A 16475-nucleotide genomic window follows, 5' to 3' on the forward strand; every position below is an offset into this window, starting at 1 on the left:
ATCTGTTACAGAGTAGACAAACCGTAATGCGTGCTACAGAATCTCAGAGCGGCGTTCATCGGCGAGCGCCCCCTGAGAAAGGTACCCGAATGGAACACCTCACCCCCCGCCACCGCCGGTTCGCCCTCGCCGCCGCAGCTCTCGCGGCCACGGGGGTCCTCGTCGCCGGCTGTGCCGCGGCATCCGGCAACGAGACGGACTCGGGATCGTCCGACGCGGGCGACTCGGTCGAGATCCTCGGCACCGAGATCACGGTCGACGACGACGCGCGCGCGCTCCTCCCCGAAGACATCGCCTCGGCCGGTTCGGTCACCGCCGCGACCGACGCGCCCTACGCCCCCTTCGAGATGTTCGTCGAGGAGGGCTCCGAGGAGCTCACCGGCGTCGACGTGCTCCTCGGCCAGGCGATCGGCGCGAAGCTCGGCATCGACGTCGAATTCGCCCAGCAGGGCTTCGACGGCATCATCCCCGCGCTCCAGGCGGGCAACTACGACCTCACCATCTCGGCGATGACCAGCAGCGTCGAGCGCATGGACGTGCTGACCTTCGTCGACTACTCGGCATCGGGCACCGGCATCCTGACCCGCGCCGGCAACCCCGACGACATCGAGACCTATCTCGACCTCTGCGGCAAGAACGTCGCGGTGCAGACCGCGACCAGCCAGGTCGAACTCGTCAACGACGTGTGGCAGGCCGAGTGCGAGGCCGAGGGTCTCGACCCGATCGTGCTGTCGGAGTTCCCGTCCGACTCCGACGCCCAGCTCGCCATCACCGCGGGCAAGGCCGCCGCGTCGCTGCTCACCAAGCCCAGCGCCGGCTACGTCGCCAAGACCACCAACGACGGCAACACCTTCATGGTGGTCGAGGACCCGACCGCTCCCAACGGCTACGACGCCACCCTCAACGGGATCGGCGTGCTGAAGGAGAACGAGGAGTTCGCCGAGGCGATCCAGGCCGCCCTCCAGTCGCTGATGGACGACGGCACGTACGAGACGATCCTCGCCGAGTTCGGTGTCGAGGGCATCGGCATCGACGAGGCGACCATCAACGGCGCGGCGTCCTGAGAAGGGAATCCGGGGGCGGATGCCGCAACCGGCGCCGCCCCCGGACAACCCCTCGCCCCCGACCGACCCGCTGAACATCTAGGAGCATCATGGCCGCAACGTCGCAGCCGCTCGCCGGCACCCCGGCGCCTCCCACCGACAGCCCCGCACCGATCAAGGCCGTGCCCCTCCGCCACCCGTGGCGCTGGGTGTCGGGCATCGTCGTCGGGCTCGTCACGGCGGCGTTCCTGCTGGCCTTCGCCCAGAACCCGAACATCGACTGGCCGACGGTCGGCGAGTACCTCTTCGCGCCGCTCACCCTGCAGGGGCTCGCGACCACCATCTACCTGACCGTCGCCGCCATGACGATCGGTCTCGCCGGCGGCATCGTCGTGGCGATCATGCGGCTCTCGCCCAACCCGGTGCTAAGGGTGGTGAGCGGCCTCTTCGTGTGGGTGTTCCGCGGCACCCCCGTGCTGCTCCAGCTCATCTTCTGGGGCTTCATCGGCGCGTTCATCCCCAAGATCGTCGTGGGCATCCCGTTCACCAGCATCGAGTTCTGGTCGGTGTCGACGAGCGACCTCATCCCGGCGACCGTCGCGGCCCTGCTCGCCCTGGGCCTCAACGAGATGGCGTACGCCTCCGAGATCGTGCGCGCCGGCATCACCTCCGTCGACCACGGCCAGACCGAGGCGGCCCACTCGCTCGGCATGACGCCGGGCCGCACGATGCGGCGCATCATCCTCCCGCAGGCGATGCGCGTGATCGTGCCGCCGATGGGCAATGAGGTCATCACGATGCTGAAGACCACGGCGCTCGTCTCGGTGATCGCGGGACGCGACCTGATGTCGAACCTGCAGGCCGCGTACGCCCAGAACTTCAAGATCATCCCGCTGCTCGTCGTCGCCGCGATCTGGTACCTCGTGCTCACCAGCATCCTGGCCGTCCCGCAGGCGTGGCTCGAGCGCCGTTACGGCCGCGGGGTCGCGGGGGCGCGCGAGAGCAGTGCGCTGCGCGTGTGGCGCTCGTGGAAGGCCGGAAAGAAGTGACCGTCATGATCCCCACCCAGCCCGTCGAACCCGCGGTCGAGACGACCACCTCGGCCATCATCGACGCCCGCGACGTGCACAAGCGCTTCGGATCGCTCGAGGTTCTCAAGGGCATCACGCTCCAGGTGCAGCGCGGTCAGGTCGCCTGCCTTCTCGGGCCCTCGGGCTCGGGCAAGTCCACGTTCCTGCGCTGCATCAACCACCTCGAGAAGATCGACTCCGGTCTGATCCGCGTCGCCGGTCGCACGGTCGGCTACGAGGAGCGCAACGGCAAGCTGTACGAGCTCCCCGTCAAGGCGGTCGCCCGCCAGCGCCGCGGCGTCGGCATGGTGTTCCAGAGGTTCAACCTCTTCCCGCACATGACCGCACTCGAGAACATCGTCGAGGCTCCGGTGCAGGTGCTGGGGACCTCGCGGGCCGCGGCGCGTGAGCGCGCACACGAGCTGCTCGACCGCGTCGGTCTCGCCGACAAGGCCGGCGCCTACCCGAGCGCGCTCTCGGGCGGGCAGCAGCAGCGCATCGCGATCGCCCGGGCCCTTGCGATGGACCCCGAGGTCATGCTCTTCGACGAGCCCACGTCGGCCCTCGACCCCGAGCTCGTCGGCGATGTTCTCGACGTCATGCGCGACCTCGCGGCATCCGGAATGACCATGATCGTCGTCACGCACGAGATCGGGTTCGCCCGCGAAGTCGGCGACATCGCGGTGTTCATGGACGGCGGCGTCGTCGTCGAGCAGGGGCGCCCCGACGACGTGCTGGTGAACCCGCGCGAGGCCCGCACGCAGGCCTTCCTCGGCAAGGTCCTGTAGTGCCGTCCCGAACCGCCGCGGCCCCTCCGACACCGGCCGCGCTGCTCGCCCATGCCGAGGCGCTGATGCCTCGCTTCCGCGACGACCTGCGTGCGCTCGTCGGCATCGACTCCGGCTCGGCTTCGCCCGACGGCGTCGACGCGGCAGGCGCCTGGTGCGTCGAACGTCTCGCGGCGCTCGGCTTCGGAGTGGAGCGGATGCCGACGGCGCCCGTCGACGGCACCCGATACGGCGGGGTGGTGGTCGGGCGCAAGACCGGCCGCGGCACCAAGCGCATCCTGCTGTTCGCGCACCTCGACACCGTCTTCGCCGACGGCACCGCCGCTGCACGGCCGTACCGCGAGGTCGACGGCCGCGCCTTCGGGCCCGGGGTGTGCGACGACAAGGCCGGGGTGGTCGCCGCCCTGCACGCCGCGCAGCTTCTCGGCGAGACCGGATTCGACGACTTCGGCGAGCTGATCGTCGCGTTCACGCCCGACGAGGAGGTCGGGTCGCCGGCCTCGGGAGCGATGCTCGCGTCGCTCGCCGCCGGCGTGGACGCCGCCCTGTGCCTGGAGGGCGCGCGCGAGAACGGCGACCTCGTCACCGCCCGCAAGGGCGTCGCCGACGTGCGGATCCGCGTGCGGGGCCGCGCCGCCCACGCGGGGGTCGAACCGCACCGCGGCCGCAACGCCGCCGTCGAGGCCGCGCACCTGCTGCTCGACCTGCAGGCGTTGAACGACGCCCGGCCGGGCCTGACGGTGAACGTCGGAGTGGTCACCGCCGGGGAGCGGCCCAACGTCGTCCCCGCCGCCGCCGAACTGTCGGGCGAGGTGCGCGCCGTCACGCTCGCCGACCTCGAGTGGGCGCTCGCCGCGATCGAAGCCCGCGCCGCAGCCCCCGTCGTCGAGGGTGTCTCGTGCGAGGCCGAGCGGATGGCCGTCTGCCCGCCGCTCGAAACCTCCGCCACCGCGGACCTCTTCGCCGCCGTCGAGGCGGTCGCCGCCGAACTGGGTCTCGTCGTCGGCGGCGCGGCCACCGGCGGGGTGTCGGACGCGAACTTCGTCGCGGCGACCGGCGTGCCCGTGCTCGACGGGCTCGGCCCCGTCGGCGGTGACGACCACGCCGAGAGCGAGTGGCTCGACCTGACGAGCGTGCCGGGTCGCGTCGCCATGCTGGCCGGGCTCGTCATCCGCGTCGCCGCGGGATGAGCGCGCTACTGTCGTCTCCGGAGGTGCCCGACATGGCCGAAGCCGGAATGGCGGAGTCGATCCGGCGTGGGATGGCCGACTGTTCGCCCGCCGAGCGCAAGGTCGCGCGCGTGCTCCTCTCGGCCTACCCGTCGGCCGGCTTCGAGACCGTCGCCCGCCTCGCGGAACGCGCGAGCGTCAGCGGCCCGACGGTGCTCCGGTTCGTGCAGAGACTCGGCTACAAGGGCTTCCCCGACTTCCAGGAGGCGCTTCGGCGCGACCTCGACGAACGGTCGGCGTCGCCGCTGCGCATCCACCAGAGCCAGGGTCCCCGCGACGGCGACAGCGGCACCCTGCGCGACCGCGCCGCGGCGATCTCGCAGCGCACGCTTCAGCAGACGTTCGCCGAGGTCAGCACGCACGACCTCGACCGGTGCGTCGAACTCATCTCGACGGCATCCGGTTCCGTTCTCGTGGCGGGGGGACGGTACTCGGGGCTTCTCGGACGCGTGCTCGCGCAGCACCTCGAGCAGCTGCGGCCGAGGGTGAGGGTGCTTCCCGAGGCTCCGTCCGCTCGCGCGGCGCTCGTCGAAGACCTCGGGCGGCGCGACGTGCTCGTGCTGTTCGACTTCCGCCGGTACGAGGAGCACACGCAGCGCCTCGCGAAGGCGGCGCGCGCGCGGCACGCGTCGGTGGTGCTGTTCACCGACATCTGGCTGTCGCCGATCGCGTCGGACGCCGACGTCGTGCTGACGAGCGAGACCGCGGCCCCGTCGCCGTTCGACGCCCTGACGCCGATCCTGGCGCTCGTCGAGACCGTCGTCGCCGGCTGCTTCGACCGCCTCGGCGATGCGGCGGTGGAGCGGATGTCGCGTGCCGACCGCGCCGCGAACGACCTCGGCCTGTACTGAGGTCTGGGCGTCGAGCCGCGGGCTGGCGCGGGGGTAGAGTCCTCAGCGTGGAGCAGCGCGTCCGACCGGGGACGGCGAGGTGGCGGATCGCGACATCGCTGGGGCGGCGCATCCACCCGGCACAGGCGGTCGCGCTCGGCTTCGGAGCGGCGATCGCCGTCGGAACGATGCTGCTCATGCTGCCGATCTCGAAGGTGGGACCCGGCGGCGCCTCCTTCGTCGAGGCGCTGTTCACGGCCACGAGCGCCGTCTGCGTCACCGGCCTCACGGTGGTCGACACCGTCACGTACTGGACGCCCTTCGGCCAGGTCGCGATCCTGCTGATGATCCAGCTCGGCGGGCTCGGGATCATGATCTTCGCGGCGCTGATCGGGCTCGTCCTGGCCCGGCGGCTGTCGGTGCGGTCCCGGCTCAACACGGCCGCCGAGGCGAAAGCGGTCGGCATCGACGACGTGCGCGGGCTCGTCCGGGGGATCGTGCTGACGTCGCTCGTGATCGAGGCCTGCGTCTTCGTGCTCCTCACCCCGCGGTTCCTGCTCGGGTACGGGTACGACCTGGGCGCGGCGGCGTGGCACGGCCTGTTCCACGCGGTCTCCGCCTTCAACAACGCGGGGTTCGCGCTGTACAGCGACAACCTCATGGGTTTCGTGGCCGACCCCTTCATCTGCCTGCCACTCTGCGCGGCGATCATCCTCGGCGGCCTGGGCTTCCCCGTGCTGTTCCAGCTGCGGAAGGAGTTCCGTCGCCCCCTGCACTGGTCGATGAACACGAAGATCGTCCTGTGGGCGTCGGTGGTCCTCCTGATCCTCGGCACGGTCTACATCACCGTGCTGGAGTGGAACAACCCGCGCACGTTCGGTCCACTGGACCCGTGGGCGCGGGTGCTCGCGGGGTTCTTCCACTCGGTGCAGACCCGGACCGCCGGCTTCAACTCGGTCGACATCGGCGCCATGCACGACGAGACCTGGCTCGGCATGGACGTGCTCATGTTCATCGGGGGCGGTCCAGCCGGCACCGCGGGCGGCATCAAGGTGACGACGTTCGCCGTGCTGTTCTTCATCATGATGACCGAGCTGCGCGGCGAGGGAGCCGTCAACATCTTCGGCAAGCGCCTGTCGCGCGCGGTGCACCGCCAGGCGATCACCGTGGTGCTGATCGCCGTCGCCGCGGTCGTCGCCGGGGCGGGCCTGCTCATGCTCCTGACGGGCGAAGCCCTCGACCGCGCGATCTTCGAATCGATCTCGGCGTTCGCTACCGTGGGGCTGTCCACCGGGATCACGTCGAACCTGCCCGAGACGGCGGAGGTCGTGCTCATCGTCCTGATGTTCCTCGGACGCCTCGGGCCGCTGACACTGGGGTCCGCCATCGCGCTGCGGGAACGCCGCATCCTGTATGAACTCCCCAAGGAAAGGCCCGCCATTGGCTAGGTTCTCTCTGTTCGGCGCGGCGGACACGTCACGCCGCATCGCCGAAGCGGACTCGGTCGCCGTCATCGGGCTCGGCCGGTTCGGGAGTTCGCTCGCTCTCGAGCTCATGGGCGGGGGCACCGAGGTGCTCGGGATCGACCTCGACGAAGACCTCGTGCAGGCCCTGAACGGTCAGCTGACCCAGGTCGTGCGCGCCGACTCGACCAAGCAGGAAGTGCTGCAACAGCTCGCCGTGGACGAGTTCGACCGCGTCGTCGTGGCGATCGGCGGCAACATCTCGGCATCCATCCTCACGTGCTCGCTGCTGCTGAATCTCGACGTGCCGGTGATCTGGGCGAAGGCCGTCGACGACCAGCATGGCCTCATCCTCGAACAGCTCGGCGTCCACCACGTCATCTACCCCGAGAAGGACATGGGGCGCCGAGTCGCGCACCTCGTGCGGGGGGCCGCCCTCGACTTCATCGAGGTGGCCGCCGGATACGCGATGGTGAAGGCTCCGGTTCCGGCGCGGATCGTCGGGCAGCGCCTCGGCGACACCGGCCTGCGCAAGACGCACGGGGTCACGATCGCGGCGTTCCAGCACGACGGGGAGTGGCGCAACGCCGACAACGACACCGTTCTGCAGCCCGACGACACGCTGCTGATCGTCGGGCCCACCCGCGACGCGGAGAACTTCGCCCAGCTGCGGTGACTATGCGGATCGGGGCCTGGCGGCAGCTGCGATTTTGGTTTGGGGCGCCGATCTATCGGGGCGCGCCGGGTCGGGCGGCGTGTCGCGCGCAACTCGCGCCCCAAACCCGACCCGCCGGACGGCGGGGCGGCGGCGCGCCGCGCGCGATCCGCGCCCCGAACCCAGCCCGCACGCCCGACACCTGCGGACAGCGCCCCGGCGGGGCGTCAGCGCAGCACGCGGCCCGAGATGGCGAGCGCCATTCGGCGCGGCATCCAGCCCACCAATCCCGCGGTGATCGCGTTGAGGCGACCCGAGACGAAGCTCGGGGGAGTGTTCTTGCGGTCCAGCTCGGACAGCGCGCGGGTGACGACCTTCTCGGGCGTCTCGAACCGGCCGACGGCGGCGTCGGGCGTGCCGACCACGTCGAAGAACTCGGTGCGGGTGGCGCCGGGGCTGACCGCGAGCACCGACAGCCCTGAGCCCTTCGTCTCGTAGGCGAGCGCCTCGGTGAAGCTCAGCACGAACGCCTTCGTGGCGCCGTACACCGCCATGTTGGGGCACGGCTGGTAGGCGCCGGTGCTGGCGATGCTGACGAGCGCGCCGTTGCCGGCCGCGACCAGGTCGGGCAGGAACTCACGCGTCAGGTTCACCAGCGCCGCGACGTTCACCTGCACCATCTCGGCGACACGGGCGGGGTCGGCGTCGGCGAACGCGCCCTTCATGCCGAAGCCGGCGTTGTTCACGAGGGTGCTGAGTCGGATGCCGCGGCTCTCGAGCTCTCGGTGGATCTGCGACGGCGCATCCGTGGCCGTGAGGTCGATGCTGAGGGCGGTCGCGGTGATGCGGTGCTCGGCCTCCAGCCGGGACGCGAGATCGCGCAGCCGGTCGGCGCGCCGTGCGACGAGCACGACGTCGGCGCCGCGTGCGGCGAGCTGGCGGGCGAACTCCTCGCCCAGGCCCGAGCTCGCCCCGGTGATGAGAGCAGTGGTTCCGCGATAGGTCATGGTCATGACACCCAATGTAGACAGTGACAGCATTGTTGTCAACGTCTACATCCGCGGTAGGGTGGGGACGTGGCATCCGCTCCCTATCATCACGGCAATCTCCGCACCGCTCTGCTCGAGCGCGCGTGGGACGTCATCGACGCCGACGGGGTCGAGGCGCTGTCGCTCCGCGGGCTCGCGCGCGACGTCGGTGTGAGCCACGGTGCCTCCGCCCGGCACTTCCGCGACCGCCAGGCGCTTCTCGACGCGGTGGCCGTCGAGGGCTTCGCGCGGCTCAACGCCGCGCTGGGCCGAGCGACCGGGGGAGAGGGGCCCTTCGCCGACCGGCTGCGCGCGGCCGGTGAGGCGTACATCGCCTTCGCCGTGCGGCACGGCGCGATCCTCGACGTGATGTACGCGGCCAAGCACCACCCCGAGGCGACCGACGAGCTCGTCGCCGCCAGTCACGTGGGCATGACGGGGCTCGTCGAGCTCTTCACCGCCGCGCAGGCGAGCGGCGAGGCGGCCGCGGGGGATGCGGAGCGGCAGGCGCTCGTCGCCTTCGCCGCCGTGCACGGGGTCGCCGCGCTCGCCACCGCCGACCTGCTGAACGGCGTGGAATGGCAGGATGCCGCGGACGCCGTGCTGTCGTTCCTCACCGCCGGCGTCCGGGCCTGACCCGCGCGCGAGAGGGCTGCCCGGCGGCGAGGAGCCGGGCAGCCCTGGGCCGCGCCTTACGGAACGGCGGTGATGTCGAGCCGCAGGCCGCTGAACGACACCGACCCCGACGGTGTACGCCACGCCGCGGTGGCGTCGTCGCGGGTGAGCGTGTTCACGAACTGCGGACCGGACTCGAAGCTCGTCCCCTGCCCGGTGCGCGACGCCGACGCGACGACCTCGCGGGCGAGGTCGCGCAGCGTGTAGACGCCGCCGGCCCCGTCGAGCGAATCCCAGACATCGGCGCGGGGTGCGGCATCCGCCCCTCGCGGCTTCACGGGCTCGGACTTCTTCGCCTTCTTCACCGACACGACGTCGCCGATCACGATGGTGTCGCCGGCGTTCGCGTAGCTCCAGCGCACGCCGGTGACGCCACCGGCGCCGTCGTCCTGAGCCGCACGGACGTCGATCACCGAGGCGCCGTTCTCGCCGATGACCGTGCCCTTGCCGCTGCGCCGGTCGAGCACCACGGCGGTGGTCTCGTCCACGCCGAGCACGAACGGGTGGCCGGTCTCGAGCGCGAGCTTCGGGGCCCGGCCCTGGCGTCCCCAGGTCGTGAAGTGGCTGTCGATGAGCACCCCGTCGACGAAGCCGAAGCCGCCGTAGGGCAGGTAGCCCAGGGTGCGGGGGTCATCGAGGTAGCCGGCGGTGGCGCCGTCGCGCCAGGCCTCGTACGACTCACCGCCCGTGATCATGTCGGGTCCCTGCTGGATCGTGAGGCCCGCGCTGACGCCGGCGACCACGCCGCGGGCGGCGACCTCGCGGATCGCGCTCATGACGGGAGTGTCGGTGCAGTCCGTGAAGGCCTCGAGCTCGGCATCCGTGCAGTCGAAGAGCGTGCGCACGTAGCGCATCTGGTCGCCGCCGCCGAAGAAGACGCCGGTGGATGCCGCGACCTGCGCGCGCACCTCGGGGTCGTCGGCCCGTGCGGGCGTGTAGGGGTCGCCGGTGTAGTTGACGCCGCTGTCGATCGGCACCGCGTAGGTCTCCGCCCCGTACCGCTGGAACAGCTCGGAGTAGTACAGGCCATTGGCGGCGGCGTTGTTCTTGGTGGGGTCTGCGGCGTCCGCGGGGGTGCGGGCCGCCGAGGCGGCGGCCGTGACGATGGCGATCCGGGCCTTCGCCGGACCGGCACCGTCGGGGTCGGCGAGGTCGACGATGCTGCGGAGGATCTCGTCGTTCTCGGCGAGGTTCCCGCCGATGAGCACGGCGTGCGGGGACGGCTGATGCGGGTGCTTCGCGGGTGCCGCGACAGCGGATGCCGCGGGCAGGAGCGAGATCGCGACCGCGAGCGTCGCGACCGCCACCCCCGTGGTCGGGTGAATGGTGCGCATGGTTCTCCTTTGAAACAGCGGATACAGAATCGGGTCTGCTGTGTGAGAATCTAACGCACATTACACCTCGACGGAAGGTCGCCGATGACGCCCCCTCCCCTCGCCCCGGTCGCCGACGCGCCCGTGCCCCGCACCGCGCCCGACGCGGCGCCACCGGTGGCGGCCATGCACACGGTCGGTCCCGACGCCGAGGCGCTCGTCGCCGACGTCTTCGACTACGCCCGGCGCCGTGCGCTGCACCCCTCGGTCCCGCTCGACCGGCCGCAGTCCCCGGCCGACCTGCGGCGCCTGGCCGGCGACTCGATCCGCGCCGAGGGGATCGGTGCGCGACGGGCGCTCGGGGTGTTCGAGCATGTGCTCGCCCCCGCGTGCATCTCGACCGACCACCCGGCGTACCTCTCGTTCATCCCCTCCGCGCCCACGAAGGCCGCGCTCGCGTTCGACGTCGTGGTGTCGGCCTCGGCCGTCTACGGCGGCTCGTGGATGGAGGGGGCCGGCGCGGTCTTCGCCGAGAACGAGGTGCTCGCCTGGCTCGCGTCCGAGTTCGGGCTCCCGGCGAGCGCCGGCGGCGTCTTCGTGCAGGGCGGCACCATCGGCAACCTCTCCGCGCTGGTGGCGGCTCGCGAGCAGGCGCGGCGGCGGCGGCGCGACGAAGGGGAGCGGATGCCGGAGCGCTGGGCGGTCGTGTGCAGCGCCGAGGCCCACTCGTCCATCGCCTCGGCGGCCGCCGTGATGGACGTCGATGTCGTGCCCGCGCCGGTCGATGACGAAGGACGCCTGCGGGGCGAAGCGGTCGCCGCAGCCATCGCCCAGGCCGCCGGCGAGGTGTTCGCCGTCGTGGCGACCGCGGGCACCACCAACCTCGGGATCGTCGACGACATCGCCTCGGTCGCCGCCGTCGCCCGTGCGCACGGCGTCTGGCTGCACGTCGACGGCGCGTACGGGCTCGCCGCGATGCTCGCGCCCACCACCCGGCACCTCTTCGCCGGCGTCGAGCTCGCCGACAGCGTCATCGTCGACCCGCACAAGTGGCTCTTCGCCCCCTTCGACGCGTGCGCGCTCCTCTACCGCGAGCCCCCGGTCGCCTTCGCCGCGCACACGCAGAAGGCGGGCTACCTCGACACGCTCACCGAGTCCGCCGACTGGAACCCGTCGGACCTCGCGATCCAGCTCACCCGTCGCGCCCGGGGCCTGCCGCTGTGGTTCTCGCTCGCGGTGCACGGCACCGAGGCGTACCGCCACGCGATCGACGACGCCGTCGCCCGCGCCCGCCGGGTCGCGGACGAGATCCGGCGACGCCCCGGACTGCAGCTCGTGCGCGAGCCCGACCTGTCGGTCGTGGCGTTCCGGCGCGAGGGGTGGACGCGCGATGACTATCAGGCGTGGTCCGACCGGCTGCTCGAAGAGCAGCGCGCCTTCGTCGTGCCGAGCTCGCACGACGGCGAGCCGATCCTCCGCTTCGCGATCATCTCGCCTCTCACGACCGACGCGATCCTGTGGGAGATCCTCGACACCCTGCGTTGAATTTCGTCCGGCTGCATCCAGATATGTGCGGCGCCCGGAATGACTCTGTGATGGGCGGCGATGGGCCGTCCCGACGAAGGAGAACAACCGTGCGAAACAAGATTCTCGCGGGTATCGCCGCCGGGGCTATCGCCGCCCTCGGTCTGGTCGTTCCCGCGCAGGCAGCCTCCGGCAACGCAGTTCTGTCGGTGCTGCACGGCATCCCCGACACCCCGGTCGACGTCTACGTCAACGGCGAACTGACGCTCGACGACTTCCAGCCCGGCGACCTCGCCGGTCCGCTCGACCTGCCCGCCGGCGACTACGAGGTCGCCCTGACGGCGACCGACGCGACCGACGACAGCTCGCCCGTGCTCGGCCCCGTGACCCTGACCCTCGAGGCGGGCACGAACTACACGGCCGTCGCGCACCTCACCGAGGCCGGCGACCCGACCGTCACGCCCTACGTCAACGACACGTCGCCGACCGCGGCCGGCCAGGGCCGCCTGACCGTCCGCCACGACGCGGCCGCTCCGGCCGTCGACGTGCTCGCCGGTGGCACGCCCGTGATCGAGGGCCTCGCCAACCCGGAGGAGGCGTCGCTCGACCTCACCGCCGGCACCATCGAGGCGTCCGTCGCCGCCGCCGGCACGACCGACCCGGTCATCGGCCCGGCGCCCGTCGAGATCCAGGAGGGTGTGCTGACCATCGTCTACGCGTGGGGCAGCCTCGAGGACGACAACCTCGACCTCGCCGTCCAGACCATCACCGGCCTGCACTCCGCGCCCGACGGCGTGAACTCGGGCACGGGCGGCCAGCTCGCTCAGCAGGACGCGCTCCAGCAGGCGATGTGGCTCGTCGGCGGACTCCTCGTCGCAGCGCTGGTCGCGGCATCCGTGGTCCGCGTGGCACGCAGCCGGGCAGACCGCTGAGGTTCCACACCATGGCCAGGGCGACCGCAGGAGCAGGGGGTGCTCTTGCGGTCGTCCTCGCGCTGACGGGATGCGGCTCACCCCCAGGGGCCGCCCCGTCGGCGCCGGCGCCATCACCGACGGTCACGGTGCTCCCAACGCCGGCCGTCGAGGTGCCGATCGCGGCGGCCACCCCGTCTCCGGTCCGGCGGCCCGTCCCGCCGGTGAGGGTGGTCGTCGCCTCGATCGGCGTCGACGTCCCCGTCGTCGAGGTCGGGGTGGAGGAGGGCGGCTTCATGGAGCTTCCCGTCGACCCGGCCATCGCCGGGTGGTACCGCTTCGGGTCCGACCCCGCAGCCCCCGACGGGAACGTCGTCATCTCCGCGCACGTGGACGCCCCCGAGTTCCCGATCGGGCCGTTCAGCCGGCTCCGTGACGCGGCCGTCGGCGAGACGGTGGAGGTGACGGATGCCTCGGGCCAGGCGCACCGGTACGCGATCGAGAGCGTCACCTACTATCCGAAAGCGGAGCTCCCGGTCGACGATCTCTTCGCCCGCTCGGGCACGCGCAACCTCGTGCTCATCACGTGCGGGGGAGCGTTCGACTCGAACACCGGACGATACGCCGATAACGTGGTCGCGATCGCGACCCCGATCACATGACCCGGCGATGGCGCCGGGCGACACCAGGGGAGGCAGCGTGGACGACGACGAGCGCGAGTTGTACGACCGGTTCCGGGCCGGCGACGAGCGCGCCCTCGAGCAGATCTACCGGCGCTGGTCGCCGATCGTGTTCACCCTCGCCCTGCGACTGCTCGGCGACCGGGGGGACGCGGAAGACGTGACCCAGAAGACGTTCGTCTCTGCGTGGACCTCGCGCGCGTCGTACGACCCCGAGAAGGGCAAGATCTCGACGTGGCTCGTGACGATCACGCGCCGCCGCATCGCCGACACGCTCGAGGCACGCCGCCGCGTGCGCGAGCTGCAGGAGCAGCTGCAGAGGTTCGCCGCCGCAGATGAGGCCACCGCGCCCGACATCGACCTCGGCGACCGGCTGCTGCTGGCCGACGAGATCGACCAGCTCGAGCCCGACGCCCAGCGGGTGGTGCGCCTGGCGTTCTATGACGATCTCACTCACCAGCAGATCGCGACCCGGTTGGACATGCCACTGGGTACGGTGAAAAGCCATATCCGACGAAGTCTCACCCGCCTGCGCAGCCGATTGGAGGTGCGTCATGTTGCATCTTGACCCCGAACGCCTCGCGCTCCTCGCCCTCGGCGACGATCTGACCGATGCCGAGCGCGACCACCTCGCGGCGTGCGACGAGTGCTCGATCGAGCTCGCCGAGCTCGAGCACACTGTGGCGGTGGGCAGGTCGACGGTGAGCCTCGGCACCCTCGAGTCGCCTCCCGAGCGCGTCTGGAACCGCATCCTCGATGAGGTGCACGCCAAGGCCGCGACGGCGGACGCGGAGCCCGAGGCTGCGGAGCCCGAGCCGGTGGCCGCGGAGGCCGCACCGGCGCAGCCCGAGGCGGCTGCCGAACCCGCGCGCGCTCAGCCCGAGGCGCCTGCCGACGCGCCCGCACCCCGCCGACGCGGATTCTCACGACTGACGCGCACCCTGTTCACCCTCGCTGCCAGCCTGGTGGCGGTGCTCGCGGTCGTCGGCGTGTGGAACCTGGTCAGGCCACCGGAGTCGATCGAGATCGCGTCGGCGACCCTCGCGGCGTTCCCCGACCACCCGGGGGCGATCGGCGAAGCACAGGTCACGGAGCTCCCCGACGGCGAGCGGACCGTGACGGTGCGGCTCGATGCCGATGCGAGCGGAGACGGCTTCCGTGAAGTGTGGCTGATCAAGGCCGACGCCTCGGCGCTCGTGAGCCTCGGCGAGCTGGAAGGATCCGAGGGCACGTTCGTGGTGCCCGCAGACGTCGACTTGAACGACTACGTGCTTGTCGACGTCTCGCAGGAGCCGCTCGACGGCGATCCGACCCATTCGGGCGACTCGATCGTGCGCGGAGAGCTCGACTTCAGCTGATTCCGAATCGTCTGGGGAGGCGGTGCATCCAACGCCGCCTCCCCGGGCGAATACCTCCTTGACGCTGACCGACCGGTGGCGCCGCACTCGCATCGAAGGAGATCGGAACATGAAGAAGTCACGTCTGGTCATCGCGGCGGTCGCCGCGGCCGCCCTCGTCTTCTCGGCCACGCCCGCGCAGGCGCACGGCGGCTCGACGCCGCCCGGAACGATCGTGGATGTGGCCGTCGCCGCATCCGGCGGCGGAACTCCCGACAACAATCCCTACGACTACGACCTGCTCGTCCAGGCGGTCCTCGCGACCGGGCTCGACGCCACGCTGGCCGACACGTCGACGAAGTTCACCGTCTTCGCTCCTAACGACCGGGCGTTCCTGCGGCTCGTGAAGGACCTCACCGGCACGGCGCCGGAATCCGAGGCCGCGGCTCTCACCACGATCACCACCGCCTTCACCGGCGACCAGATCGCCAACATCCTGCGATACCACGTGGTCGCGGGCAAGAAGCTCGGGCCGATCAAGGTGCTCACCTCGAAGTCGCTCACGATGGCCAACGGCGGCATCGTCAAGCCGCGCGGCATCACCCTGCGCGACGAGACGCCGTCCCTCGCCGACCCCCGGCTGGTTCTCTGGGCCATCAACATCCAGGCCAGCAACGGCGTGATCCACACCATCGACCGGGTTCTCGTCCCCGCGTCCTGATCCCCCGCCAGGGTGCGCGGCCCGGGGTTGTCCCCCAGCGGCGCCGGGCCGCGGCATCCGTCCCCCTTCATCATCCGGAGTGAGAGGAAGGCGTCAATGAAGACGAAGACCCAGCAGGCGTCGTGGTTCGAGTACGACCACTACGGCGACGCCGACGTGCTGTCGATGCGCACGGCGGAGCTGCCCCCGCCCGCACCCGGTGAGATCAGCGTCGAGATCATCGCGACGGGCATCAACCACATGGAGGTGTTCCTCCGCAACGGCCGCGAGACAAGTTGGACCGACGACCCCTGGCCGCGCCGTTCCGGGAGCGACTTCGCCGGCATCGTGACCGCCGTGGCCGCCGACACGGTCGGTATCCGGCCCGGCGCCGAGGTCGTCGGGCACGTGCGGGCGGGCGCGCACGCCACCCGCATGAACGTGCCGGTCGGCGCGGTCACGCCCAAACCGCGCGGAGTGCCGTGGGAGGTGGCCGGTGGGCTGTACCTGGCGGGCGCGACCGCCCTCGACACGTTGGACGAGCTGCAGATCGGGAGCGGCGACACCGTCGTGATCTCGGCGGCGGCCGGCGGCGTGGGCAGCATCGAGGCGCAGATCGCCAAGCACCGCGGCGCGCGGGTCATCGGCACGTGCGGCGAGCGGAACTTCGACTATCTGCGGCAGCTCGGGATCCGCCCGGTGAAGTACGGCGACGGCATCGTCGACCGCATCCGCCGCGCCGCCGAGGGTCCCGTACACGCCTACATCGACAACTTCGGTAAGGACGGACGCGAGATCGCCGACGAGCTCGGAGTGGCGCCGACGCGGTACCGGTCGAGCGCCGACCGACGCGACGTCGAGCTGCGGCTGCTCGAGGACGACGAGGCATCCGTCGCCCACGGCACCGCCCAGCTGACCCGGCTGCTCGACCTCGCGCAGCGCGGCGCGTTCCGGCTGCTGGTGTCGGGCATGTACCCGCTCGACGAGCTGGTCGAGGCTTACGAGGACCTCGCGAAGCTGCACTCCCGCGGCAAGGTGGTGCTGGCGACCAACCCCGTCAGCCGCTACCGCACCCTGCGCGCCCGCGACGTGCACGAGGCGATGAACAGCGGGTACGGCGCGGGCTGACCGCGCGTCGCGCCCCGGCGCCCGGGCATCCGTTCATCCGCGTTCGGGGCGCGGTTTTTGCACGACGCGCGGGGCGGGTCGGCGTGTCGGGGTAGTAACCC

General features: G+C 71.4%; 17 protein-coding genes. 15 read left to right on the forward strand and 2 right to left on the reverse strand.

Translation table 11 applies throughout. The annotated features are described in order from the left end of the window. Positions 1 to 89: 89 nt before the first annotated feature. The 7 genes from ACFUTX_RS15950 to ACFUTX_RS15980 all read left to right on the forward strand — a co-directional run bounded on the left by ACFUTX_RS15950 (position 90) and on the right by ACFUTX_RS15980 (position 7099). The gene (locus ACFUTX_RS15950; protein WP_378866911.1) at positions 90 to 1064 is read left to right on the forward strand and encodes an ABC transporter substrate-binding protein; all 975 of its coding nucleotides are present in this window, start codon (positions 90 to 92) and stop codon (positions 1062 to 1064) included. Between the two features lie 89 nt (positions 1065 to 1153). Beyond that, the gene (locus ACFUTX_RS15955) at positions 1154 to 2092 is read left to right on the forward strand and encodes an amino acid ABC transporter permease (protein ID WP_378866914.1); all 939 of its coding nucleotides are present in this window, start codon (positions 1154 to 1156) and stop codon (positions 2090 to 2092) included. Positions 2093 to 2097: 5 nt separating this feature from the next. Then, positions 2098 to 2901, forward strand: coding sequence for an amino acid ABC transporter ATP-binding protein (locus ACFUTX_RS15960; protein ID WP_378866917.1), 804 nt, complete (start codon positions 2098 to 2100; stop codon positions 2899 to 2901). After that, positions 2901 to 4091 (forward strand): M20 family metallopeptidase, encoded by a 1191-nt coding sequence (locus ACFUTX_RS15965; RefSeq protein WP_378866919.1) that lies wholly within the window; start codon positions 2901 to 2903, stop codon positions 4089 to 4091. The genes ACFUTX_RS15960 and ACFUTX_RS15965 overlap by 1 nt, the downstream gene beginning before the upstream one ends. A gap of 32 nt (positions 4092 to 4123) precedes the next feature. Then, on the forward strand, positions 4124 to 4981 hold the full coding sequence (locus ACFUTX_RS15970; protein WP_378866922.1) for a MurR/RpiR family transcriptional regulator: 858 nt from the start codon (positions 4124 to 4126) through the stop codon (positions 4979 to 4981). Positions 4982 to 5028: 47 nt separating this feature from the next. Then, positions 5029 to 6408, forward strand: a complete 1380-nt coding sequence (locus ACFUTX_RS15975) for a TrkH family potassium uptake protein (protein ID WP_378866925.1) — start codon at positions 5029 to 5031, stop codon at positions 6406 to 6408. Continuing rightward, positions 6401 to 7099: a potassium channel family protein gene (locus ACFUTX_RS15980; protein WP_378866927.1), complete on the forward strand. Its 699-nt coding sequence runs from the start codon at positions 6401 to 6403 to the stop codon at positions 7097 to 7099. The genes ACFUTX_RS15975 and ACFUTX_RS15980 overlap by 8 nt, the downstream gene beginning before the upstream one ends. Before the next feature lie 206 nt (positions 7100 to 7305). Here the strand turns inward: ACFUTX_RS15980 and ACFUTX_RS15985 are convergent, their stop codons facing one another. Beyond that, entirely contained in the window at positions 7306 to 8091 is a 786-nt protein-coding gene (locus tag ACFUTX_RS15985; RefSeq protein ID WP_378866930.1) for an SDR family NAD(P)-dependent oxidoreductase, read from the reverse strand. A 63-nt stretch (positions 8092 to 8154) separates the two neighbouring features. Between ACFUTX_RS15985 and ACFUTX_RS15990 the strand changes: the two genes are divergently transcribed. Next, entirely contained in the window at positions 8155 to 8742 is a 588-nt protein-coding gene (locus tag ACFUTX_RS15990) for a TetR/AcrR family transcriptional regulator (RefSeq protein WP_378866932.1), read from the forward strand. Between the two features lie 56 nt (positions 8743 to 8798). Here the strand turns inward: ACFUTX_RS15990 and ACFUTX_RS15995 are convergent, their stop codons facing one another. Next, a complete protein-coding gene (locus ACFUTX_RS15995; protein ID WP_378866935.1) occupies positions 8799 to 10115 on the reverse strand; it encodes a cyanophycinase in 1317 nt (438 codons plus the stop codon). A gap of 165 nt (positions 10116 to 10280) precedes the next feature. On the opposite strand from ACFUTX_RS15995, the gene ACFUTX_RS16000 reads away from it, so the two are divergent. From ACFUTX_RS16000 to ACFUTX_RS16030, 7 genes are all read left to right on the forward strand, one after another. Continuing rightward, on the forward strand, positions 10281 to 11639 hold the full coding sequence (locus tag ACFUTX_RS16000) for a pyridoxal phosphate-dependent decarboxylase family protein (protein ID WP_378867016.1): 1359 nt from the start codon (positions 10281 to 10283) through the stop codon (positions 11637 to 11639). 89 nt (positions 11640 to 11728) lie between these two features. Beyond that, positions 11729 to 12550, forward strand: coding sequence for a DUF4397 domain-containing protein (locus ACFUTX_RS16005; RefSeq protein WP_378866938.1), 822 nt, complete (start codon positions 11729 to 11731; stop codon positions 12548 to 12550). 128 nt (positions 12551 to 12678) lie between these two features. Next, complete coding sequence (locus ACFUTX_RS16010) at positions 12679 to 13191, forward strand: class F sortase (RefSeq protein WP_378866941.1); 513 nt, start codon at positions 12679 to 12681, stop codon at positions 13189 to 13191. 37 nt (positions 13192 to 13228) lie between these two features. Then, a complete protein-coding gene (locus tag ACFUTX_RS16015; RefSeq protein ID WP_378866944.1) occupies positions 13229 to 13777 on the forward strand; it encodes an RNA polymerase sigma factor in 549 nt (182 codons plus the stop codon). Next, on the forward strand, positions 13764 to 14567 hold the full coding sequence (locus ACFUTX_RS16020) for an anti-sigma factor (protein WP_378866947.1): 804 nt from the start codon (positions 13764 to 13766) through the stop codon (positions 14565 to 14567). Before ACFUTX_RS16015 ends, ACFUTX_RS16020 begins: the two co-directional genes overlap by 14 nt. 109 nt (positions 14568 to 14676) lie before the next feature. Then, positions 14677 to 15267 carry a fasciclin domain-containing protein gene (locus ACFUTX_RS16025; protein WP_378866950.1) on the forward strand — a complete coding sequence of 197 codons (591 nt, stop codon included), beginning with the start codon at positions 14677 to 14679 and terminating at the stop codon, positions 15265 to 15267. Positions 15268 to 15363: 96 nt separating this feature from the next. Further along, positions 15364 to 16374 (forward strand): NADP-dependent oxidoreductase, encoded by a 1011-nt coding sequence (locus ACFUTX_RS16030; RefSeq protein ID WP_378866953.1) that lies wholly within the window; start codon positions 15364 to 15366, stop codon positions 16372 to 16374. The last annotated feature ends 101 nt before the right edge of the window (positions 16375 to 16475 follow it).

The organism is Microbacterium sp. NPDC057407 (assembly GCF_042803895.1).
Lineage (GTDB): Bacteria > Actinomycetota > Actinomycetes > Actinomycetales > Microbacteriaceae > Microbacterium.

Coding starts and splice junctions, on each gene's coding strand:
- ACFUTX_RS15950 (WP_378866911.1), top strand. CDS start 90: ATGGAACACCTCACCCCCCGCCACCGCCGGTTCGCCCTCGCCGCCGCA.
- ACFUTX_RS15955 (WP_378866914.1), top strand. CDS start 1,154: ATGGCCGCAACGTCGCAGCCGCTCGCCGGCACCCCGGCGCCTCCCACC.
- ACFUTX_RS15960 (WP_378866917.1), top strand. CDS start 2,098: ATGATCCCCACCCAGCCCGTCGAACCCGCGGTCGAGACGACCACCTCG.
- ACFUTX_RS15970 (WP_378866922.1), top strand. CDS start 4,124: ATGGCCGAAGCCGGAATGGCGGAGTCGATCCGGCGTGGGATGGCCGAC.
- ACFUTX_RS15985 (WP_378866930.1), bottom strand. CDS start 8,091: ATGACCATGACCTATCGCGGAACCACTGCTCTCATCACCGGGGCGAGC.
- ACFUTX_RS15995 (WP_378866935.1), bottom strand. CDS start 10,115: ATGCGCACCATTCACCCGACCACGGGGGTGGCGGTCGCGACGCTCGCG.
- ACFUTX_RS16000 (WP_378867016.1), top strand. CDS start 10,281: ATGCACACGGTCGGTCCCGACGCCGAGGCGCTCGTCGCCGACGTCTTC.
- ACFUTX_RS16020 (WP_378866947.1), top strand. CDS start 13,764: ATGTTGCATCTTGACCCCGAACGCCTCGCGCTCCTCGCCCTCGGCGAC.
- ACFUTX_RS16025 (WP_378866950.1), top strand. CDS start 14,677: ATGAAGAAGTCACGTCTGGTCATCGCGGCGGTCGCCGCGGCCGCCCTC.
- ACFUTX_RS16030 (WP_378866953.1), top strand. CDS start 15,364: ATGAAGACGAAGACCCAGCAGGCGTCGTGGTTCGAGTACGACCACTAC.